10 protein-coding genes are annotated in these 25,150 nt (G+C 40.6%); 4 read left to right on the top strand and 6 right to left on the bottom strand.

The window, feature by feature from the left end:
- Positions 1-39: 39 nt before the first annotated feature.
- The 5 genes from CRI9333_RS06185 to CRI9333_RS06165 all read right to left on the bottom strand — a co-directional run bounded on the left by CRI9333_RS06185 (position 40) and on the right by CRI9333_RS06165 (position 15,006).
- Positions 40-4,080, bottom strand: coding sequence for a hybrid sensor histidine kinase/response regulator (locus CRI9333_RS06185; RefSeq protein ID WP_015202308.1), 4,041 nt, complete (start codon positions 4,078-4,080; stop codon positions 40-42).
- A 126-nt stretch (positions 4,081-4,206) separates the two neighbouring features.
- A complete protein-coding gene (locus CRI9333_RS06180; RefSeq protein ID WP_015202307.1) occupies positions 4,207-12,669 on the bottom strand; it encodes a GAF domain-containing protein in 8,463 nt (2,820 codons plus the stop codon).
- 116 nt (positions 12,670-12,785) lie between these two features.
- Positions 12,786-13,373 (bottom strand): chemotaxis protein CheW, encoded by a 588-nt coding sequence (locus CRI9333_RS06175; protein ID WP_015202306.1) that lies wholly within the window; start codon positions 13,371-13,373, stop codon positions 12,786-12,788.
- Positions 13,374-13,408: 35 nt separating this feature from the next.
- Positions 13,409-13,774, bottom strand: coding sequence for a response regulator transcription factor (locus tag CRI9333_RS06170; protein ID WP_015202305.1), 366 nt, complete (start codon positions 13,772-13,774; stop codon positions 13,409-13,411).
- 29 nt (positions 13,775-13,803) lie between these two features.
- Positions 13,804-15,006 carry a response regulator gene (locus CRI9333_RS06165; RefSeq protein ID WP_015202304.1) on the bottom strand — a complete coding sequence of 401 codons (1,203 nt, stop codon included), beginning with the start codon at positions 15,004-15,006 and terminating at the stop codon, positions 13,804-13,806.
- Positions 15,007-15,586: 580 nt separating this feature from the next.
- Between CRI9333_RS06165 and CRI9333_RS06160 the strand changes: the two genes are divergently transcribed.
- The 3 genes from CRI9333_RS06160 to CRI9333_RS06150 all read left to right on the top strand — a co-directional run bounded on the left by CRI9333_RS06160 (position 15,587) and on the right by CRI9333_RS06150 (position 19,484).
- Positions 15,587-17,080, top strand: a complete 1,494-nt coding sequence (locus CRI9333_RS06160) for an aldehyde dehydrogenase family protein (RefSeq protein ID WP_041226424.1) — start codon at positions 15,587-15,589, stop codon at positions 17,078-17,080.
- A gap of 18 nt (positions 17,081-17,098) precedes the next feature.
- Positions 17,099-18,403 (top strand): acetyl ornithine aminotransferase family protein, encoded by a 1,305-nt coding sequence (locus CRI9333_RS06155; RefSeq protein ID WP_015202302.1) that lies wholly within the window; start codon positions 17,099-17,101, stop codon positions 18,401-18,403.
- Between the two features lie 157 nt (positions 18,404-18,560).
- Positions 18,561-19,484, top strand: coding sequence for a DUF1338 domain-containing protein (locus CRI9333_RS06150; RefSeq protein ID WP_015202301.1), 924 nt, complete (start codon positions 18,561-18,563; stop codon positions 19,482-19,484).
- A 231-nt stretch (positions 19,485-19,715) separates the two neighbouring features.
- On the opposite strand, the gene CRI9333_RS06145 is transcribed toward CRI9333_RS06150, so the two are convergent.
- A complete protein-coding gene (locus CRI9333_RS06145) occupies positions 19,716-21,632 on the bottom strand; it encodes a hypothetical protein (protein ID WP_015202300.1) in 1,917 nt (638 codons plus the stop codon).
- 94 nt (positions 21,633-21,726) lie between these two features.
- Here CRI9333_RS06145 and CRI9333_RS06140 point away from each other — a divergent pair, with 94 nt between their 5' ends.
- Positions 21,727-25,125 (top strand): alpha-mannosidase, encoded by a 3,399-nt coding sequence (locus CRI9333_RS06140; protein WP_015202299.1) that lies wholly within the window; start codon positions 21,727-21,729, stop codon positions 25,123-25,125.
- Positions 25,126-25,150: the final 25 nt, after the last annotated feature.

The following is a 25,150-nucleotide window of genomic DNA, read 5'->3' as shown; positions in this document are numbered from 1 at the left end:
CAGATGTTTCTGTTAAGTTATTTGTTGGGATGATGGGTTTTAAGTGGTTAGGGCGGTGGCTTTTTTAGGGGCGTTTTGGCTGATTATATCTTTGATACCTGCTAAAAATTCTTGTTCTAGGTAGGGTTTGGTGAAGTAGGCACTTGCTCCTAAGTGTTTGGCTAACTGTCGATGTTTATCACTACTGCGAGAAGTTAACATTATTACCGGAAATTTTGATAATTCTGCATCTTGACGGCGCTGGGTGAGAAATTCAAAGCCGTTCATATTAGGCATTTCTACGTCAGAAACTACTAACTGAATAGTGGAATTTTTCTGCAATTGTTCTATTGCTTCTCTACCATCCCTAGCTTGCACAACACGATAACCTGCTTTTTGCAATGTTAAAGCTAATGTTTGGCGTAACGCAATTGAGTCATCAACAACTAATATTAAGGGAGATTTAACACTGCTAGTTGGTTGGCGCGTTGCGGATGATGGCGTTTTCTGGCGGGTAGCAGTTGGTGAGGAAGTTGAAGTAGTGACGATATCTTTAGGTTGACCAGCAATTTGACTGAGTAGAGTTGCACCATCAATTACTGGAAGTAAACTTCCATCTCCTAAGATTGTACAACCGTAAATATAAGATGGAGGTGCGATCGCATTACCAAATGGTTTAATTACCAGTTCTTGTTCTGTAATTAAACGATCAACTTCTAATGCTATAAATTGATTATCCTGACGCAAGAGTAAAATAGGTGATGCCCAGTCTTCAGGGGTGGGGACTGATAATAAGGCTTGGCTAGGAACAGTTTCGGGTAATGGTACTGAATAGTTTAATAGTTCCGATAAATGATGAATTGGAACCAGCCGTTTTCTCCAGTGTAATAATTTTTGTTTTCCAGATAGCTTCATCTGGTCGGCTTTGGGAACAAATATTTCTTCAATACTATCAGCAGGGAAAGCATAAGCGGTAGAACCCACCATGCAAACCAGTAATTTAGCAATAGTTAGTGTTAATGGGATGCGTAAAATAAATGTAGTACCACGCCCCTGATGAGAGTGTACTGTAACTGTACCTTTGAGAAAGCGTAGTTGCGATCGCACTACATCTAAACCAACACCTCTACCTGAAATTTCAGTTATTTTGCTAGCAGTAGAAAAACCTGGTTCAAATATTAAATCTAACAGCTTGGCTGTGGAGGTTAAAGCTACTTCATCTGCTGCTATTAAACCTACTTCTACCGCTTTAGCAGCGATGCGCTGTAAATTTATCCCTTGACCATCATCCCGCATTTCAATAACGGTTTGACTGCCTTGGTGATATGCTCTAATTTCAATCTGACCACGTTCTAGTTTATTTTGTTTACGGCGCACTTCTGCGGGTTCAATCCCATGATCAAATGCGTTGCGAAATAAGTGCAGTAAAGGGTCATAAAGTTTTTCTAATACTGCTTTATCAACTAAAACTCCAGTTCCACTTAATTTCAAATCAACTGGTTTTTGATACTTAGTCGATAAATCCCGTAATGTTCTCGGAAAACGATTTAATACCTCACCCAAAGGTAGCATTCTTGCCCACATTAAATCATCTCGCAAGTAGGCAAGCATTTGACGTTGACCTTCTAACGTTCTGCTAGATTGACTTGATAATAGTGCAATATCGCCTACTATTTCTTCAATTTGCGCCATTTCTTCTAGCGTCTCTTGCAGCCGTGAATTTAATTCACCATAGCTGTCCATTTCTAGGGAATCAAACTCAGTTTCCATCCTAGATTTTGAGCTAATAATTTCTGACTGATTAGCTGCACTCAACAAGCCAACTTTTAAACTTGAATTATGATCTGGAGCTACAAGCATTTTATCTGATAAATCTCGTAGCTGATAAGTCATTTCTTGAAATTTAGTAAACCGACGTAATAATTCTTCAACAGTCCCTTGTAATTGTTCATTCTGTAGAGAAAGACCATTCCGGTTAATAGCTAGTTCACCTACCACATTATTCATGCGTTCTAGTCGATCTACATCAACCCTCACAGAAAGTTGAGCAGCATTTCCTGAAGGAATTTCTTGCTTTTCTGGAGTAGAAGATTTTTGAGTAATTGTAGAGTTTGTAGAAGTTGGACTAGAAAGTACATCAATAACTTTTGGAGTCGTTTCTTCGCTACTATCCAATGCGGCAACTGGCAATTGATCGTATGCTTCCTCAATTGATTGCACTAATTCTTGAAAATTAGATGCAGCCGCAACTTTTTCTACTAATTCAGATGGCAATTCTATACTAAGTGGAGGCTCATCGGTAACTTTATCAAGTATAAATTCATTACTATTGGGAGCTAAATTAGTTTCTTGAGGTGCAGTTTCTTCGGCTTTAACAGCAGTAGTATCTAAAGATGGTATTAATGGAGGTTGGCTTTCCTCAATAAATTCGCTAAATACATCTTTTAAAGAAGGAGTATTAAGACTAACGCTGTTTAATTGATTAGCTAAAGTTACTTCACTATTATTTTGCTCTGCGACTGCGGGAGTTTCAAGAGATGTCTCAATCAGGAATCCATTTGTTTTTTCAATCGTTTCTTGGCTGGAATCGGGTATACCAAAAACTTCGTCTAAAGATAAAATTAAATTATTTTGTTCAACTTGATGTGTTGACTCAATTTGAAGACTTTCTTCTGGGGCTGGCTCGCTAAATACTGATTTTGCTTCAGGGGTAAAAATATCTGGAATTATTATATTTGCTTTGTGAATAGCAGAATCATCAAAAATATCATCTACATTGATTAAACAAGTTTGATCTAATTCTTGTGATTCAACTAGATTAATACCGTTAATTTCAACTTCCTGCGTGGGTAATTCTAGTGCGTCATTGCTAGTAAATATAGAATTACCAAATATTTCATCTAACCCAGGACTTGAAGGTTCTAGTTGATCGGGAATTTCTTGGCTGCTATCAGCAAATATTTCGGTTAATTCAGTTTCATTTAATTTGAATAAATCAAGCCCCGATCCATTATCTAATTCCGTAAATTCATTAGATATTTCATGGTTAGCAAAAATATCTGTTATAGAGGGGTTGTTTACTTGCTCTTGTTGACCGAATAAGTCTATGTCTAATGTTAATGCTGCTTCTTCTAAACTAGATGAGTCTACTAAATCCAATGAAGACCAATCGTTAAATTCTAGTGCTTCAGCACGCAGATCAGGGCTTACAAATGATGTTAGTTCGTTAAATTGCTCGTCTAGATCTAGGAAGTTACTGTCTGTAAAATTATTATTTGTTGTTATTGGTTGAGTAGAAGTTAAGATTTCTGAGTTAGAAGAATCAGCAAGTTTTAGTAAAGCTGGGGAAGGGGAACCGCCTTGAGCGCGATCGCCTGCTATTACTGCTTCTCTTCCTGCCTGAAAATCCGCTAATGCTACTTCAGCAATATGCAAAACTTGATCGGGATGAGCATCAAGAGCAGCTATAGCTGTATTTGCGATCGCAGTAAATCCTGATAGGTTAAATAACTCTCCTATTCCAGAAAATACTTCTGCTTGCGCCCGCAATTCTCCCGCTACTACATTGTGTTCGGGATCTGCCAAAACGTCAATTAAACGCTCTAATCCTTGAGCAACATCTATTTCAAATATAGATAAAGTAATATCTATGCCTAATTCCACAGAACTAGGTAAGAAATCTTCTTTACCCAGGTAATCTTTTAATTCCTCTTCAATTTCTGCAAATAGAGGTTCTGCTACTGCGATCGCCTCTTCTGCATCAAAATAACCAGTATTAATCTGCTCCATCAGTGGCAGACGCAGGCAATCATAAGCCTGTAATAGCCAAGTTTCTAGTTGCTCGTCAATTACTAAATCTTCCTGATGCAGTGCCTTAAAAATATCTTCAAGGCGATGTGACAAAGTTTTAATCGCATCTAGCCCAACACTGGCAGATCCCCCTTTGATAGAGTGAGCCGCCCGCATCATGTTGTGGATTTTACCAGCAGTGCGATTTTGCCTAAGATCCAGCAACTCGGTTTCGATTACTTGTAATAGTTCTGGAGCTTCTTGAATAAAGAATTGGTAGGCTTGATCGCGAATATCAGAGTCGATAGCCATAGCGAGGAGGGGGAGGTGGGAGGGGGGAAGGGGGAAGGGGGAAAGGGAAAAAGGGGGGAAAGGGAGAGAAACAGAAAATAAAGTATTCTTTCTGACTCCTCTCCCCTCTCTCCTCTCACCTCTCCCTTAGTTAACTTTGAATTGACCGACGTTAGCTTGCAATTCTTGGGCTAAAGTTAGTAATTCTTTAAAGGATGCTGATACGTCAGTTGCTCCTGTTGAGGTTTTGTTGGCGATAGCTGCAACATTACTCATAGTATGAGTTACTTCTTCAGAAGCTTTAGTTTGAACTGCGGCGGCTTGAGCGATCGCTTCTACTAAGGCGCTGATGTGCGAACTAGCAGCAGTGATTTTATTCAAGCTAGACCGTGCTTCATCTACTAGCTTTGTACCAGTGACTACTTGCTCAGTACCAGATTCCATTGCTGCAACTACTTCATTAGTTTCTGCTTGGATACCTGCTACCAGCTTCTCGATTTCTGCCGTTGCTGCTGCTGATTGACGAGCAAGCGATCGCACTTCATCCGCAACCACCGCGAAACCACGCCCTTCTTCACCTGCACGCGCCGCCTCAATTGAAGCATTCAGTGCTAACAAGTTAGTTTGAGCCGCAAATGTGCCAATCAAGTTCACAACTTTAGAAATCTTTTGTGAAGATTCACCCAACCGCTTGACTTTTTTAGAGGTTTCTGCTACCGTTTCGCGGATTGCTAGAATCCCATCTACAGTCCGGTTCATCGCGTCGTCGCCTTCCTTCACAATTTCCGTAGCTTGCTGTACCGCCGCTTCCGCTTGTTCAGCATTCTTAGCCACAGCGCGAATCGAGATAGACATTTCCTCAATCCGATCCAAAGCACCGACAATTTCTTCAGCTTGGCGTAAAGCTTCTGCTGATAGCTCTTGAACGGCAACTTCGTTACTGCTAGTAGTTGCTGCTACTTGTTTAGTTGCGGTCTGCACCTGAGATACAATCTTCCGCAAGCTGGTAATGGTGGCATTGTACGAGTCTGCAATTGTACCGATTTCATCTTCAGTCACATTTGCGCGAATCGTCAGATCACCTTTACTAACTGGATCAACTTCTATTAGCAGTTCTAGCGCCCGTTTTTGGAGAGCCTCCCTAGCTAACCGTTGTTGTTCAGCATTCTGGGTTTGTTGCTGAGTAGCTACTTCTTGAGCAGCAAGTAGAGTTTGAATTTGTTCCACCAAAGTAGCTTGGTTGAGAGCCAAACCGACTTGGGTTGCCAACTGCGTGAACAAATCAATTTCAGCCTTGGGCCAAGTGCGAGTTTCTGAGCAGTGATGAGCAATCATCAACCCGAATAACTGATTGTCTACCATAATCGGCACAACTAAGTTTGCCATAACTTGGAAACGCTCCAGCATCTCCACATGGCATTTGTTCAAACCCGCTTGCTGAATATCTTCAATAGCACGTACACGACCTTTGTTGTAGCTACCGCCTTGTGTTTCTTTCAAACAGGTATCAAGTAGTCTTACCCCTAGCGTTGGCATCCAACCTGGCGCTACAGATTCTGCGATGACAACGCCCTCCCAGTTACTATCAAAGCGATAAACAATTACACGATCCGTATTAAATGCTTTACGCATTTCTGAAACAGCCGTATTGAGGATGTCATCGAGTTTGAGAGATTCGCGCAGACGCAAAGTAACATCAGACAGTAGTTGAGCGCGTTTTGCTTCGGCTTCTTTTTGTTCTAAATAGCTAATGCGGTCAAGAGCCAAACCGACTTGGGTGGCTAACTGAGTACACAAATCAACTTCAGACTTTTGCCAATTCCGAGGTGTTGAACATTGCTGCGTACACAATAAGCCTAAGAGTTTGTCACCACTAACAATTGGGGTGATCACATTAGCACGCAGTCTTAAGCGTTCATACAACTCCAAGTGACAAGGGGTGAGATTAGCTTGATAAATGTCATTAATGACAAACACACGCCCATTGCGGTACAGTTCTACTCCTTCATCTGATTCAGTGAAGTAAGTATCTGCCACCTTAAGGTTCAAGAATGAAGGTAAACCTGGTAACACTGCTTCAGCAACGACATTACCACTCCAATCTGGGTTAAACCGATATAAGAATACCCGTTCTGCGTTAACCAGTTGTTGCGTCCCTTGCACAGCTTTCTCAAACACATCCTGAATATCAAGTGATTCACGGGCGCTAGTAGCAATTTCAGCAAACAGTTGTGCGCGTTTGGTTTCAGCTTCTTTTTGTTCTAAGAAACTAATCCGGTCAAGAGCCAACCCAACTTGAGTTGCCAGTTGTGTACACAAATCAATTTCCGATGATTGCCACACACGGGGGCTGGAGTACTGTTGTGTACATAGTAATCCCAGCAATTTATCACCGCCGACAATGGGAGTAATTACTATCGAGCGAATCTTTAAGCGCTCATACACTTCACGGTGACAAGGTGTCAGGTTGCTCTTGTAAATGTCATCTATTACAAATACCCGACCGTTGCGATAACGTTCTACGCCTTGTTCGGTGTCCATGAAGTAGGTATCAGCTACTACCATGTTCAGACAGTCTGGTACTCCTGGGGCTGCGGCTTCTGCAATAATTTCCCCACTCCAGTCTGGATTAAAGCGGTATAAAGAAACCCGTTCTGCATCTACTAACTGTTGTGTACCTTGTACAGCTTTCTCGAATACTGCTTGAACATCAAGAGATTCACGGGCGCTGTTAGCAATTTCTACAAACAGTTGCGATCGCTTCGCCTCTGCTTTTTGTTGTTTTACCTCAGCTTCTTTTTGCTCGAAGTAGCTAATACGGTCTAATGCCAAACCTACTTGCGTCGCTAACTGACTACAGAAATTCACTTCTGAGGGCAGCCATGTTCTAGGACTAGAGTATTGCTGTGTACACAACAGACCTAAGAGTTTGTCACCACCCACAATAGGTGTAATTACAATCGAGCGAATCTTTAAACGCTCATATACTTCTCGGTGACATGGTGTAAGGTTGCTCTTGTAGATGTCATCAATTACAAATACCCGACCATTACGATAACGTTCTACACCTTGTTCTGTGTCCATGAAGTAGCTGTCTGCTACTATCATGTTCAAGCAATCTGGTACGCCTGGGGCTGCGGCTTCGGAAACAATTTCACCACTCCAATCACTGTTAAAGCGATACACGCTTACTCGTTCAGCGTTGAGTAATTGTTGTGTTCCTACTACTGCTTTTTCAAACAGTGGTTCAATGTCTTCGTCGCGACGGGCGCTGTTAGCTATTTCAGCAAACAGTTGTGCTGCTTTGGCTTCGGCTTCTTGCTTGGTAGCATCAGCTTCTTTTTGCTCAAAGTAGCTAATACGGTCTAACGCTAAACCTACTTGCGTAGCTAACTGAGTACAGAAATTTACTTCCGACTGCTGCCATGTTCTGGGGCTGGAGTATTGCTGTGTACACAATAATCCCAGTAATTTATCACCACCCACAATAGGTGTAATTACAATTGAGCGAATCTTTAAACGCTCATATACTTCTCGGTGACATGGTGTGAGGTTGCTTTTGTAGATGTCATCTATGACAAATACCCGACCGTTGCGATAACGTTCTACACCTTGCTCAGTATCCATAAAGTAGCTATCTGCTACTATCATGTTCAAGCAATCTGGCACTCCTGGGGCTGCGGCTTCTGCAACAATTTCGCCACTCCAGTCTTGATTGAATCGGTACACACTTACTCGTTCGGCATTGAGTAATTGTTGTGTTCCTACTACTGCTTTTTCAAACAGTGGTTCAATGTCTTCATCGCGACGGGCGCTGTTAGCGATTTCAGCAAATAACTGTGCTGCTTTGGCTTCAACTTCTTGCTTTGTAGCATCAGCTTCTTTTTGCTCAAAGTAGCTAATACGGTCTAATGCCAAACCTACTTGCGTCGCTAACTGGGTACAGAAATTTACTTCCGACTGCTGCCATGTTCTGGGACTAGAGTATTGCTGTGTACACAACAGACCTAAGAGTTTGTCACCACCCACAATAGGTGTAATTACAATCGAGCGAATCTTTAAACGCTCATATACTTCTCGGTGACATGGTGTAAGGTTGCTCTTGTAGATGTCATCAATTACAAATACCCGACCATTACGATAACGTTCTACACCTTGTTCTGTATCCATGAAGTAACTGTCTGCTACTATCATGTTCAAGCAATCTGGTACGCCTGGGGCGGCAGCTTCTGCAACAATTTCGCCACTCCAATCACTGTTAAAGCGATACACGCTTACTCGTTCAGCGTTGAGTAATTGTTGTGTTCCTACTACTGCTTTTTCAAACAGTGGTTCAATGTCTTCATCGCGACGAGCGCTGTTAGCGATTTCGGCAAATAGCTGTGCTGCTTTGGCTTCGGATTCTTGCTTTGTAGCTTCAGCTTCTTTTTGCTCGAAGTAGCTAATACGGTCTAACACCAAACCTACTTGCGTAGCTAACTGACTACAGAAGTTCACTTCTGAGGGCAGCCATGTTCTAGGACTAGAGTATTGCTGTGTACACAACAGACCTAAGAGTTTGTCACCACCCACAATAGGTGTAATTACAATCGAGCGAATCTTTAAACGCTCATATACTTCTCGGTGACATGGTGTAAGGTTGCTTTTGTAAATATCATCTATTACAAATACCCGACCATTACGATAACGTTCTACACCTTGCTCAGTGTCCATGAAGTAACTGTCTGCTACTATCATGTTCAAGCAATCTGGTACGCCTGGGGCGGCAGCTTCTGCAACAATTTCGCCACTCCAATCACTGTTAAAGCGATACACGCTTACTCGTTCAGCGTTGAGTAATTGTTGTGTTCCTACTACTGCTTTTTCAAACAGTGGTTCAATGTCTTCATCGCGACGGGCGCTGTTAGCGATTTCGGCAAATAGCTGTGCTGCTTTGGCTTCGGATTCTTGCTTTGTAGCATCAGCTTCTTTTTGCTCAAAGTAGCTAATACGGTCAAGAGCCAAACCTACTTGCGTAGCTAACTGGCTACAGAAATTCACTTCTGAGGGCAGCCATGTTCGGGGACTAGAATATTGCTGTGTACACAACAGACCTAAGAGTTTGTCACCACCCACAATAGGTGTAATTACAATCGAGCGAATCTTTAAACGCTCATATACTTCTCGGTGACACGGTGTGAGGTTGGTTTTGTAGATGTCATCTATTACAAATACCCGACCATTACGATAACGTTCTACACCTTGTTCTGTGTCCATGAAGTAGCTGTCCGCTACTACCATGTTCAAGCAATCTGGTACTCCTGGGGCTGCGGCTTCGGAAACAATTTCACCACTCCAATCACTGTTAAAGCGATACACGCTTACTCGTTCAGCGTTGAGTAGGTGTTGTGTTCCTTGCACTGCTTTTTCAAACAGGGGTTCGATATCGACCGCTTGACGAGCGCTGTTAGCGATTTCGGCAAATAGCTGTGCTGCTTTGGCTTCAACTTCTTGCTTTATAGCTTCAGTTTCTTTTTGCTCGAAGTAGCTAATACGGTCTAACACCAAACCTACTTGCGTAGCTAACTGAGTACAGAAATTTATTTCTGACTGCTGCCATGTTCTGGGGCTGGAGTATTGCTGTGTACACAATAATCCCAGTAATTTATCACCCCCCACAATTGGGGTAATCACAATTGAGCGAATCTTTAAACGCTCATATACTTCTCGGTGACATGGTGTAAGGTTGCTTTTGTAAATATCATCTATTACAAATACCCGACCATTACGATAACGTTCTACACCTTGCTCAGTATCCATGAAGTAGCTGTCTGCTACTATCATGTTCAAGCAATCTGGTACGCCTGGGGCGGCGGCTTCTGCAACAATTTCGCCACTCCAATCACTGTTAAAGCGATACACGCTTACTCGTTCAGCATTGAGTAATTGTTGTGTTCCTTGCACTGCTTTTTCAAACAGGGGTTCAATGTCTTCGTCGCGACGGGCGCTGTTAGCGATTTCGGCAAATAACTGTGCTTGCTTTGCTTCAACTTCTTGCTGTTTGCCATCAGCTTCTTTTTGCTCGAAGTAGCTAATACGGTCTAACACCAAACCTACTTGCGTAGCTAACTGACTACAGAAATTCACTTCTGAGGGCAGCCATGTTCTAGGACTAGAGTATTGCTGTGTACACAACAGACCTAAGAGTTTGTCACCACCCACAATAGGTGTAATTACAATCGAGCGAATCTTTAAACGCTCATATACTTCTCGGTGACATGGTGTAAGGTTGCTCTTGTAGATGTCATCAATTACAAATACCCGACCATTACGATAACGTTCTACGCCTTGTTCTGTATCCATGAAGTAGCTGTCTGCTACTATCATGTTCAAGCAATCTGGTACGCCTGGGGCGGCAGCTTCTGCAACAATTTCGCCACTCCAATCACTGTTAAAGCGATACACGCTTACTCGTTCAGCGTTGAGTAGGTGTTGTGTTCCTTGCACTGCTTTTTCAAACAGGGGTTCGATATCGACCGCTTGACGAGCGCTGTTAGCGATTTCGGCAAATAGCTGTGCTGCTTTGGCTTCAACTTCTTGCTTTATAGCTTCAGTTTCTTTTTGCTCGAAGTAGCTAATACGGTCTAATGCCAAACCTACTTGCGTCGCTAACTGAGTACAGAAATTTACTTCCGACTGCTGCCATGTTCTGGGGCTAGAGTATTGCTGTGTACACAATAATCCCAGTAATTTATCACCCCCCACAATTGGGGTAATTACAATCGAGCGAATCTTTAAACGCTCATATACTTCTCGGTGACATGGTGTGAGGTTGGTTTTGTAGATGTCATCTATTACAAATACCCGACCGTTGCGATAACGTTCTACACCTTTCTCTGTGTCCATGAAGTAGCTGTCTGCTACTGTCATGTTTAGACAATCTGGTACTCCAGGGGCTGCGGCTTCGTAAACAATTTCGCCACTCCAATCACTGTTAAAGCGATACACGCTTACTCGTTCGGCGTTGAGTAACTGTTGTGTTCCTACTACTGCTTTTTCAAATATCTCGTTGATATCTAGAGATTCACGCGCTTTACTGGCAATATCTGCAAATAATTCTGCTGCTTTGGCTTCCGCTTCTTGCTTGTTTAATAATTCTTTAACCTGTCTTACCAGGTTATTAAAACTGAGGGCTAAGGTTTTGGTTTCAGCACTACCACGAGGTTCAACGTAGGCATCCCAATTTCCTGCTGCTACCTGTTCTGATTTACTGGTTAATTCTTTTAAAGGTTTAGACCAGCGACGAGCTAATGTGACAGCAATGCCTGTACCAATTACTCCTAATGTCAGAAACATGAAGAGGAAAATTAATCCTTGCTCATTACCTGCTGGTGTAATTTCGGAAAGATCAATTGAACTAACACTAACTAAATCTGCACCAGGAACGGCAGCTAGGGTATACTTTCTACCATCTTGGTTAAACGATGTACTAAGAGATAGTTGTCCTTCTTGGTGAACAAAGGGAATAATAGTAAGCCCTTGAAGCTGAGGTCTTTTGGCAACGTAGCTGGCTTGCTTATTTCCTGTAAAAGAACTTTTTTGTGCTTTAAGTTCTTCTAAAAGAGCGGTTGCCTTTTGTAAAATTGGTTCGCCTCCTAGCAGTTCTTGTTGAGCTACTGAACCACTGGAAGTGATAGTACTAATTACACTTTTGCTTTGAGGAGCAATAATTTGAATTTTTTCTGATGCAGTTAATCCAACTTGTTCTAAAGGTAATGCCAAACTGTTAAAGTTAGCGGTGGGCATTACGGATTTAATTACACCAATAAATTGCCCTGAAAGTGGATCTCTAATAGCATTACTGATCTCAACAACAGGTTGTTTATTTTGATCTAGTTTAGGTTTACTAATCCACTTGCCTTCGCTCTTGGCTTTTTGCCACCATTCTTGGCTACTTTGAACAGGGTTTCCAACTGCTGTAGCGGCAGCAATATTTGAACCGTTTTTATCTGTGAATAATAATTGAGAAAAATTTTGATTTTTGGCGGTTTGTTGCAAATAAGAACTTAATCCGGGATTAAGCTGTGGTGCTTTTGTAGCTGTAGTTGCGTTTAAGGGGTTGGCTGGTGCTACTTGAGCAGTTGGGCGAACGGCATTAATAATGAAGGGATTTTCTGCTAAAGATGATGTAGCTTTAACGCCATTATCAACTAAATTACCCGCCAAATATGAAGACAGCAATGCGTCTTGTTTTAATTTTGAGTCAGCACGTTGAGTTGCTTGATGTTGAGTAATACCCCAAGTGGCTATTCCGGCGATCGCAATTGGAGCAAGTAAGACAGGTAAAATAGTGGTCAACAGTTGGCGGCTGAATGTTGAACCAAGTTTTAAGGCTGGTTTTGGAGCATCTTGCTCTTGTGTTTCCCTGACTTCTATTGGCGCTACGCCATTACTGTAACCATTGTTTGTACGCGGCTCAATGATCTCAGTGTGCAATTCTTCGGTAGATGTTAGTGGTTTAAATGGAGGTGGTGGTGGCGGTAAATGGTTAGCACCATTTTTTCTACCATTTAAACGACCGTTAGTTTCAGCTTTATTTTTATTTGGTTGAGGCTCAGAATGCTTAGTCATAAATCAAAATTCACTAAAAATAAATTGGTAGAACTACTTGAACGAATTAACTGATATAGAGGGAAGTAACGTTTTTTGATGTTACTTTGCAACAATGCCTTAATCCCCATTGTTATTTAAACTGCGGGTTTAGGCATTCCCGCAATTATGGCTTCTCCTTCTAAAACCACTAGCATTTCATCATTAGATTTCATCCAATAACCTCGTAGAAATGGCACAAGTTCAGGGGTAACAGCAGACAGGGGAGGGGATTCAATTGAATCAGGATTGCACCACTCCATATCTTCGACTTTCTCCACAACCAGTCCCAACATTTTACTTCCAGTAATTTGACCGCCTAATCTCTTTTTACTGGTATGTTTCTGTTGGCTATGAATAACAATTGTTGTGTAGGTTGAATGGCTAATTTCTTGTTGGTGCAAGGGAGTTAAACCTACCAAATGCCCTAAATCTACAATCCAGAGAATTTCACCCCGCCAGTTATAAACACCCATTACCCACCCTGGTAGGTGAGGAATAGGTACAATCTGGTTAACTGGAATATTTAGCACCTCTGTCATTTGATGCACAGGCAATAGTGCTGTAGTTTCTCCACCTAAATGAAACCGCAAAAACTGTTCCCCAACGCTTGTTTGATGTGTTGGAGTATTATTTGCAGTTTGATTTAATAATGTAGTGTTCCCTGATAAAAATTCAGATACCATTGCTTGCTTCCTCGAGGTGCTAAGTTACAATTGACTTAGTTTTTAATTAATTGATTAACTGTTCGCAAGAGTTCTTCTTGATCAACTGGTTTTGGTATATAAGCATCTGCACCTTGTTTCATTCCCCAAAATTTATCCATATCACTACTTTTTGTTGAACACATTACTACTGGAATTTTGTTAGTTTCTGGGTCAGCTTTCAGTTCACGGCAAAGTTCAAAGCCACTACGCCCAGGTAGCACAACGTCAAGAATGATCACATCAGGTTTAGAGGCACTGATTTTTTCTAATGCTTCTTCTGTGCTATTTGCTGTCAAAACATTTAAGCCTGCACGCTGCAAGCAGCTAGTCAAAATTTGTCTTTCTGTCATCGTATCTTCAACAACTAAAGCAGTACGCATCGCATTAACCTTGTTTAAAACTATCAGGATCAACCTACCACAATGGAACTGGATTTGAGGTGCTTGAGGTATTTGTTAGCTACCGCTAGCACTGTTTCTGCATCCACTGGTTTTCCTAAAAAATCTGTTGCTCCTACAACCTTGGCACGAACTCGATCAATAATGCCGTCGTTCCCTGTTAAAATAATTATTGGTGTGTCACGGAAAGCTGAAACCTTGCGTAATTGGGTACAAATCTCATAGCCATTTGTATTTGGCATGACTAAATCTAAAAATATTAACTCTGGTTTGCGTGTTAATAAGGTGGCGATCGCTCGCATTGAATCTTGAATTGCTAAAAACTGATACCCAACTGAGGTGAGAATTTTTTCCATTGTTTGACAAACCAAAGGACTATCATCTACACAAGCAATTAGTGGCCCTTTAGCTTGATTTTGAACTTGTGCCGTAGCTGGAGTACTACCATTAGTAGGAGTAGCAACTGGAATTGGTAAATCAGGAATGTTAATTAACTCAACCATCCCCGATTCAAAATAAGGTGATAGTGATCTGGTTACATCTATAACATTGCGTTTTGTTTGGACAGCTATATCTCGTAATGAACGTTGCCCATCCAACAATAAAGTTAAAGATTTATAAACAGAAACTGATGCTTTTAGTTGCAGTTGCTCTGGTTGTTTTATTACTGGAGCTTGATCGGGAAACACATCTGAAAGATTTGCTGTTTTCCAAATTTGCCACTGCTTTTGAGCTTCCGTTATTGCTTGCTCTGCATCTATTAATACTAATTGGGGAGATAGAGGATTGTCTTGCTTAATGTTGCACGTTACGTGCAAGGCTTGATTAACATCAAATAGCACTTCTAGAATGCTTACTTGAATCATTTTAACTACTTGCTCTCGCGTGATGCGTTGCTGTTGCATCCATAAGCATAACAACTGGTGTTCCCAGCAACTTGTACCCGTATCAGATGGCTCAATTTCTGCGGGCAACTTTAACTGTTGGATTTGATTTAAACTAACATTAAAGCAATATGTAGCCAAATTTCTTTGCCATCTTCTAACTCGATGCGCTCCGCCCGTGGCATAGATAATCCGACCTAAATATAAATAAAATACCCATTGCTGACCTAATGGCCCTTTGAGAACTAACCAACCTGTAAAGCGAATTTGCTTTAAAGAAGTTAGCTTATTCGTAACAGCAGCAATAGTGATGTGTTGAGCCGTCATCATCAATATCCTTACCTGGAAAAATTCGCTTTAGAAAATAAATAATCATGGTGAAAACAGGTAGTAAAATCGCTAAGGTGACATATTTTTAATTTGACCTGAGTGTAGATGCAGTAATAAAAGCGCGGAAGCTAGTAAGAAATTGACTGAACCCAGTACTTAACTAATAGCATTCATCTTTAAGGTATGCGTCAGTGATTATACGCAAAAAAAATCAGCTAGTTCACTTTTTCGTAATAATACTTATATTATGACGTGATTTTTCTTAAAGATTTTTAACTATTTATAACTATCTTAATTCTAACACTACAACTATCAGTTATACGTAGGTATAAGTGATAGTTGTGGTTTTTAACTTGAGGTTTACTACAAAGATGTCAGCAATTTATAATAAATAATTAAGCAGTGCATACTTGCTAGTATGTAATTAAGGCTTTTAAGTCTAAGTAGCACAATCTTTTTTCAATTACGCAAACTTATAGGGATTTTTACTTACGCTCGACTCTGGTTGACGCTATGCGAATCTGTTTGCCAGACTGGTAGCAAGTCCCAAACTACATTACTAATTAAGGATGGCTGTATGGTGACTACTCCGCTAACGTGCCTTAATTATATAGATGGTGAATGGTTAGCAGCTAAATCACAAGCGATACTAGAAAGCCGCAACCCTGCTGACTGGCGGGAAGTAATTGCAACATTTCCTAGTTCCGGTGCGGAGGATGTTGATGCCGCAGTGATGGCAGCAAGCAAAGCTTATCACAATTGGCGACTTACCCCAGCACCAGCACGGGCAGAATTTATTTACCGAATAGGTGAAATTTTACTTCAACGCAAAGAAGAACTTGCTTACCTGATGAGTCAGGAGATGGGTAAGCCGTTAGCTGAAGCGCGTGGAGATGTGCAAGAAGGAATTGACTGTGCCATTTATAGTGCTGGCGAGGGGCGGCGGATGTTTGGGCAGACGACTCCCTCGGAGATGCCAAACAAATTTGCGATGACAGTGCGATCGCCTGTTGGAGTTTGTGCTTTAATTACACCGTGGAATTTTCCTGTGGCAATTCCTTGCTGGAAAATGATGCCTGCGTTAGTTTGCGGCAATACAGTAATTTTAAAACCCGCTAAAGATACTCCCGCCTGTGCGACTTTGCTAGTTGAAATTTTTCAGCAAGCAGGTTTACCAAATGGTCTAGTTAACTTAGTTCATGGACACGGTGACGAAGTAGGTCAGGCTTTAATTGAGCATCCTGGGATTAATTTAGTATCATTTACAGGTTCTTCCCAAACTGGTGCTGAGGTTGGGGCAACTTGTGGACGTACTTTCAAGCGAGTTTGCTTAGAATTGGGGGGTAAAAATGCTCAAATTGTCATGGATGATGCTGATTTAGAATTAGCTCTAGAAGGAGCAATTTGGGGGGCATTTGGCACAACTGGTCAAAGATGCACTGCCACAAGTCGCTTAATTTTGCATCGTGATATTAAGGAAAAATTTACAGCAATGCTTCTGGATAAAACCAGGAAGTTGCGCTTAGGAAAAGGTACAGAATCAGATACGGAAGTAGGGCCACTTGTTAATAAATCTCAACTTGAGCGAGTTAGTTATTATCTCGAAGTTGCTCATAATGAAGGCGCAAAGGTATTAATTGGTGGCAAGGTCTGTACTGATGAGCAACTAAAACACGGTTTCTTTTTTGAACCGACTATTTTAAATCATGTTACTCCTGATATGCGTGTTGCTCGTGAAGAGATATTTGGTCCTGTTGTAACTTTAATTGAAGTTAGCTCTTTTGAAGAAGCAATCAAGGTTCTTAACGATACTCCTTACGGTTTATCTTCTTCTGTTTACACCAGTGATGTGAACCGCGCTTTTCAAGCGATGCGAGATATTGAAGCTGGCATTACTTATATTAATGGCCCAACTATTGGGGCAGAAGTACATTTACCTTTTGGTGGTGTGAAGCAGACGGGAAATGGACACCGTGAGGCGGGTAGTGCTGCAATTGATGTGTTTACTGAATGGAAGACTGTTTATGTAGATTTTTCTGGTCGTTTGCAACGGGCGCAGATTGATAATCGTTAGACTTATCAAAAAATCTTAATGTTAAATATTCCCACTAATGGCAGTTTGCCACTTACTCCTTCTTTAGTAACACCATTACCAGGTGCTAAAGCTAAGGCAATTGTAGAACGCGATCGCACTGTAACTTCCCCATCTTATACCCGTAGCTACCCTTTAGTTGCAGCACGTGGGGAAGGTTGCATGATTGAAGATGTTGATGGTAACGTCTTTTTAGATCTAACCGCAGGTATTGCTGTTAATAATACAGGTCATGCCCACCCAGAAGTAGTAAAAGCAATTCAACAACAAGCAGCAAATTTACTACATATGTCGGGGACTGATTTTTATTATGAACCGATGGTAGAATTAGCGGAAAAATTAGCCAAACGTGCGCCTTTTCCTAATCAAGCGCGGGTATTTTTTACTAATTCTGGAGCAGAATCAAATGAAGGGGCAATAAAACTTGCTCGTTATTATACTAAGAGATCGCACCTGATCGCTTTTTTAGGTGCATTTCACGGACGCACTTATGGTGCAATGTCCCTAACTGGTTCTAAAGTAGTGCAACGTAAACAATTTGCGCCATTATTACCAGGAGTAACTCATATTCCTTATGGTACTCACGAAAGCTTAGATTATTTAGAACAAAAATTATTTAATACAATACTACCACCACAAGAAGTTGCTGCTATTTTTGTCGAAGCAATACAAGGAGAAGGTGGTTATATTGTCCCAGAAAATGGTTTTTTAGAACGCATTCGGGGAATTTGCGATCGCTACGGCATTTTAATGATAGTTGATGAAGTGCAATCAGGCATGGGTCGTACAGGTCGCTTGTTTGCCATTCAACATTGGGATGTCATGCCTGATATCATTACCCTTGCTAAAGGTATCGCTAGTGGTTTACCTTTAGGCGCAATTTTATCGCGCTCAGAAATAATGACATGGCAGCCTGGTTCCCATGCTACAACCTTTGGCGGTAATCCAGTTGCTTGCGCCGCAGCTAATGTCACATTGCGACTATTAGAAGATAGTTTAATAGAAAATTCTCATCAAATGGGAGAACTATTACAAGCTGGTTTAACTAAGCTTGCACAACAATTTAATTGCATTTCCCTACCACGAGGTAAAGGTTTAATGGTAGCAGTTGATTTACTTGATGCTAATGGTAACTTAGATCCAGGGTTACGCGATCGCATAGTCGATCAAGCATTTTATCAGGGTTTATTATTACTTGGTTGCGGTAAAGCTGCAATTCGTTTTTGCCCACCCTTAGTTATTGATAGCGATCAAATTCAAATTGCTCTCAAGATTCTCACAGACTTGTTAAAAAATCAACCTTGATCTAGTTTGTATATTAGATTTATCGCGACAGCAAAATTTTCGATAATTAACCACAGATGTAGCACAGATAAACACAGATGCACACAGATAAAATCATTGCTAACCTTTGCGACCTTTGCGCTAACCTTTGCGATCCTTGGCGTTAAAAAATCCACCTATGAACCCCTCACAAATTGCCCTTAAACTCTGGAACAAACTCTGGAAAAACTACATCTACAGAGTAAATTATGCCCAAATATATCAACAAATGATTGTCACAGCAGGGGGAACTGTAGCTAACGATCATATTGCCTTTCGTTCTCTACGGTTGAATGTCGATACTTCCCAAGGAACTAAAAACCTGGGAATTGATTATTTAGGAAAAATTGCTGAAGCTTTAGGTTATCATGCTGCTTCTGAATATACCTTTCCCGATCAAAAGCTTTACGCCCGCCACTATCAGCATCCTGAACAAGATGCTTTAGATTTACCAAAATTATTTATTAGTGAGCTAATTGTAGAGCAATTACCGGATGCGATCGCACAACTAATATATCAAACAGTTAATTCCGTAAAATTAGCCGATGTAGAAACATTAGTAGAGCGTATAAAACTAGCTGACACTGAATTAGAAGCAGAACAACTAACTGAGGAACTACAACTTATATATACACGCCCTTGGAATGCTCCATTTAAATCTGTTGTCGAAACAGTAAATCCTGTAAGTCAATATGGAGCATGGGTATTGCTGCACGGTTACGCTGTTAATCACTTTACAGGTTACATCAACCGTCAAAATACTCCCCTTTATCCCGATATTGAAACTACAGTTAAAGGTCTAACTGATAGAAGCGTACCGATGAAAGCTGAAATTGAAGGTGATTTAAAAAGCGGTTTACGTCAGACAGCAACGCAAGCTGTTCAAGAAGGGGTAACTGTTATAGATGATACCAGCAAGCAAGAAGTTAGTATTCCTTGGACTTACGCCTATTATGAAATTGCTGAACGTGCTTTAGTTGAAGTAACCCCTGGCGAAAAAGTCCTCTTTCAAGGTTTTAAAGGAGCAAACGCCCAACAATTGTTTGAAATGACTCGTAAATAAAAATGTTAAAACCCCTGAATCCAGCATTAATGCCTAGATTCAGGGGAAAAGTTTAAGGAATAATTGGTAAAGCAATAGAGCAACTGTATAAGCAGTAGGTTTTTAACCTCTTAAATCTAGTATGACAAAGCGATGTATACGATCATGTATACGTAAATGTATAACTTAATTATTTGGACTGTTGAGACTCATGCCTCCCCACCCTAAATATATTTTATCCACGAAATAATCTTACTTAGAGATTGACTGCCAAGCTTTAATTAGTTGCTGCTCAAACCAAAGCATAGCCTTGTCTAACCATCCCAGTAATGTCTCTAAAGGATGTTTTACATAGCCAACTGGAGTAGCTTGTGTTTCTATCCAATCTGGTGTATATTTAACCTCTGCTTTTTGTGGTGCAGTGTTAGTTGCAGTAGTACTTTCTTCTGAAATAGAAACTTTGGCAGAAGTTTTTACTGATCGGGCAACATTGCTAGTGCTAGAATTTTCTACTAAGCGAGAATTAACTGCGGCTGGAGTAGGCTGTAAATTATTTGGTTTTGGTTTGAGGTAACGCTTGATTACTCTAGTAATAGAATTGCCAGTAGGAATTTCTGTGCTACTTGGTAACTGCGCTTTTTGATTGCCAGTAAGTATTTTTACTGTTGAATCAACTGCTTGAGATTGTTTGTTTACCTTCGGTGTAGCTTTACTAGGGAATATATCTCCCCAACTTAACCAAGGATCTTCTTCCTTTGTTGAGGGTAAGGTAGGAGATGGTTTTCCTGATAATTTATTGGTGTTGCTTATATCACCTGGGATTACTTGCTGCGATCGCATTCCTGATAAATTAGTAGCAGATGAGGATACACTGTCCTCAGCATTAGATGGTAATTCGCCACTACGTTGACCAAAAAAGTAGTCAATTGCAGCGCGTATTACAGCATCAACCCCATTATTAGTGGTTGAATTGTCGCTTGTCGTTGCTGCTTCTGATGATGTTTCTTGCTGGGTAGCGGGATTATTTTTTCCCTGTAACCGTTGTAATAGTGTTTGAGTACCCTGAGTAATACTATTTGTTAGTTCCGATACAGGTTGTAATGGGTTGGCTTCAATTTTAGCGACTTGTTGATCTTTTGTTAAAGACTTTTGTAAACGCAGTAATTTTGTGTTTTTCTGTTCTGGAAAAATCAAAGATGGATTTTCTGAACCTGCTATTAAAGTCGGATTAATGCTTGATTCTAATTCTCGATTACTTAACTGGGAATTTTGACTTGTAATTAAGCTTGATTCTTTGAAAAGATTAGCTGCAAGGGCTACTGGACTAAATTGCACCCAAGCCATTAATAACCAGAATAGTCTGACTGGGGGTAAAAAGCGCGATCGCTCTTCTGGAGATATTGGCACACTTCCAGTAAATTTTCGCACTCTCCCCTGTACTAACTTTGTAACCCGCCAGTAATCAGCAATTTCTAAGCTAATACGTTGCTGAAGTTTCTGCTGCTGTTCCGGTGTGAGAATATCTAAAGTGTGATAATCAACAGTTACTAACACTAACTTGCGTGTTGTTAATAACGAAGCAACACCACTAATTACCTTCCTAACTTTCTGCAATTGTGTATCAGATGTTGCTATCAAATCCTGATCAGATACAGCAGAAGGTAGCGGTGATATTGAACTATTTGGTATTTCCGCTAAACTTAACTCCTGTCCCCCCTCCCCGTTGACGGGAATCCTGTTAGGGGGTGGGGTAGTCTCCAAACTCTGAGTTTTATCTTTATATATAGATATAGATGAATCACTACTATTTTTTACCAAAACCTCTGACGGAGGAATAACCAAGCTAATTTGGTCAAATTCTACCTCTGCCTCCAGCAAATTTAACACTCGCTGAATTGGGGTATCTGTTGGGGGAGGAGTTTCAACTTGAGATGGTTTTGCCCCTTGCAATTGCAGCCATGTATATTGTGTTGCTTGCTGCAACTGATGCCCAGCGAATCTGGCAGTTTGAACAGCCAGATAAATTGGATAAAGGACAACTTGGACTCCCCAAACTGTAGCCACTTTGACAACCCTAACCGCACGATTGCACTGATCTTTCAAGCGGTTGGTTTGACGGTTAAGGAAATTTAAAAATTTGCTTTGATAGGGGCCTGTGGAAGATGACATAGTAGTAAGTATTTGATTGTTGGTTGCCAGTACTTAAATTCCAGCCAACCAGTAAAAACTCAAAATATTATTAGCCCTGATCTTAAACGAAAAGATGACAAATCCCGCCATCCCTTTAGTAGAAAATTCTCAAATAATTAACGCAATTGAGCAACTACGCCAGTTGAGTCAGGTAAATGTGCAAAGTAATTGGCGATCGCGCAGCGTGTTGCGAAGCAACGTATCGCACTTGACGGATTTACCCATATCTGATGCTACCCAGCCTAACTTATTAGAGTGGCAAACTGTTGAGTTGAATGCTAGAGGACATATTGCTTGGGCTGCTGGTAAGGTTTTATGGTTAAGTCAAAAATTTGTTATCCCCCAAAATTTAAACGGCTATCCTATAGCAGGGTTAGCATTAAGATTAGTTTTAATTTGGTGGGCAGACTCAGCGCAGATTTATATTAATGGTCAATTAGTACAAGAAGGCGATTTATTTGACTGTTCAACCAGAGTATTACTCAGTTCTTCAGTAACCCCAGGTGAAGAAATTACAGTCGCATTGCGCCTAGTCAGCCCAAGTCATGATCATGGTGCGTTAGTAAAATCATTATGCGTCTACGAATCTACTAATAATAATCGCCTCGAACCTGGCTTTATTGCTGACGAGTTAGCCGTATTACATAAATATATAGAAACTTTTGCACCAGAACAATTAACAACATTAGCCGCAAATCTTACTGAGATCACTTGGACTGCATTACCAGATGATATTCTTACATTTGAAAATTCTCTAACTACCCTCCGCCAAAACCTAATTAAATCACAAATATACTCTTTCTTTCCCCCTCTCCCTGTTAACGGAGAGGGGGCAGGGGGGTGGGGTTACCCTTCTCCAATTCCCACCCTTAATAAGGGGGGGCGAGGGGGGGGATTTCCACCAAAAATATCATTATTAGGTCATGCCCATTTAGACATGGCTTGGTTATGGTCTATTGACGAAACTTGGGAAGCAGCCCAGCGCACTTTTGAATCAGTTCTTAAACTACAACAACAATTTCCTGAGCTTACATTTTGCCATTCCACCCCAGCTTTATATGCTTGGATAGAACAACATCGTCCCGACTTATTTACTGCTATTCAACAACAAGTTAATCAAGGACGTTGGGAAATTGTTGGCGGGATGTGGATAGAACCAGAATTAAATATAATTAGTGGTGAATCCATTGTTAGACAAATACTTTACGGACAACACTACGTTTTAGAAAAGTTTGGACACATCAGTAAAATTGCATGGCTACCCGATAGTTTTGGCTTTTGTGCAACTTTACCGCAATTTCTAAAACTTGGTGGTATTGAATATTTTGTTACTCAAAAATTGCGCTGGAATGATACTACTCAATTCCCTTATAGTGCCTTTTTGTGGCAATCACCAGATGGCACAGAAATATTTAGTTTAATGTCTGCGCCTATTGGTGAAGGTATCGATCCAATTAAGATGGCAAATTATAGTTGTGAATGGCAACAACAAACAAGTATAGAAAATATTTTATGGTTGCCTGGAGTTGGCGATCATGGAGGTGGACCAACTCGCGATATGTTAGAAGTTGCCCAACGTTGGGAACAGTCTCCCTTTTTCCCACAATTAGAATTTAATACAGCTAACAATTATTTATCAAAAATTATTAGTCAGCAGTTAACAACATCACCCATCAACCCCTTTCCCGTATGGAAAGATGAACTATATCTAGAATTTCATCGCGGTTGCTATACCACTCATGCAGATCAAAAGCTTTGGAATAGAAGATGTGAACACTTATTGTATGAAGCAGAATTATTTGCTGCTTTGGCAAATATTACTACTGAAATCCCTTATCCCAAAGCAGAATTAGAAGCCGCTTGGAAAAAGATGTTGTTTAACCAATTTCACGACATCTTACCAGGAACATCAATTCCTGAAGTGTTTGTAGAGGCAAACAAAGCTTGGCAGGAAGTTGAACAGGTTGGTAATGAAATATTAGATAACAGCTTGAGTGCGATCGCATCCCAAATTTCTCTACCCATACCCCCACAACCTAACGCTATCCCCATCGTTATTTTCAACTCTCTTAATTGGGAGCGTTCAGAAGTTGTTACTATTCCCTTACCGCTAAATTCGCCCGAAAGTCCTCAAATTTGGCAGATTTGCGATCTTTCAGGCAAAATCTTACCATCACAAATATCTGAGACATCTAACCTGTTATTTCTCGCTACTGATATCCCTAGCGTTGGTTATCGCGTCTTTTGGTTAGTACCTGCAAATAGTGAACAAGCGATCGCTTCTGAGACTAATACTCAAAAACAGATAGAATACGCCAATTATAAGCAAATTATACCAGAAAAATCACAAATTAATCAAGAAGATGATTTATCTCAAAAAGATTGGGTTTTAGAAAACCAATCTCTGCGGGTAACAGTTGACCCTGAAACAGGTAATTTAATCAGCGTTTTCGATAAAAATCAAAACTTTGAAGTTTTGCAACAATCAGGCGGAAATCAATTGCAAGCTTTCCAAGATAGCGGTCAATATTGGGATGCTTGGAACATTGACCCTAACTATAAAGAACACCCATTACTACCACCCATACTAAAATTAATTAAATGGGTAGAACAAGGAGAAATTCAACAGCGTTTGCGTGTTGTGCGAAAATTAGGTAAATCTGAATTTTGCCAAGATTATCTACTGTCTGTTGATTCACCACTACTCAAAATTATTACAACTGTAGATTGGCAAGAACGTCAAGTTTTAGTAAAAGCAGCATTTCCGATTAACATAGAATCAGATATTGCTACATACGAAATTCCATGTGGAACTATCCAAAGATTAACTAAACCAGAAACACCTCAAGAAAAAGCTAAATGGGAAGTTCCCGCTTTACACTGGGCAGATATTAGCAACGATGGCTATGGAGTTAGTTTATTAAATAATTGTAAATACGGTTATGACTGTGAACCAAATCAATTACGTTTAACATTGCTGCGTAGTGCTAGTTGGCCAGATCCACAAGCAGATATTGGTATTCACGAATTTACTTATGCGCTGTATCCCCATAGTGGGAATTGGCAATCAGCTAATACAGTTAAACGTGGATATGAACTTAATCTGCCACTACGAGTGATGGTGATGGAAACTGGGAGCGATCGCACCAATACAACTCTAAAACCAATTAATAAATTTTTGGATCTACAAGCAGAAAACTTAATTTTGATGGCATTTAAACAGTCAGAATACAACCCGCAACAGTGGATTTTACGGTGTTACGAGTGTCACGGCGAAACCGCACAGTTACAGTTGAATAGTGATGTAGGTTTAGAAATTAGCCAAGCAGTTGATTTATTAGAGCGACCATTAGAAACAACTGAACAATCACTTAATCATCAATCTGCTATAATTACACCTAATAAAATTGTTAGCTTTACAGGTGTAATAGTAGATAATTCTTTACCTGTGATTGTTAAAGGTGAGAATTAAAACTTAAACATGAGCGATGGTGGAA

Source organism: Crinalium epipsammum PCC 9333 (genome assembly GCF_000317495.1).
GTDB classification, from domain to species: domain Bacteria; phylum Cyanobacteriota; class Cyanobacteriia; order Cyanobacteriales; family PCC-9333; genus Crinalium; species Crinalium epipsammum.
Note: the sequence above shows the minus strand (reverse complement) of the source record. Positions and strands in the feature narration are given on the sequence as shown.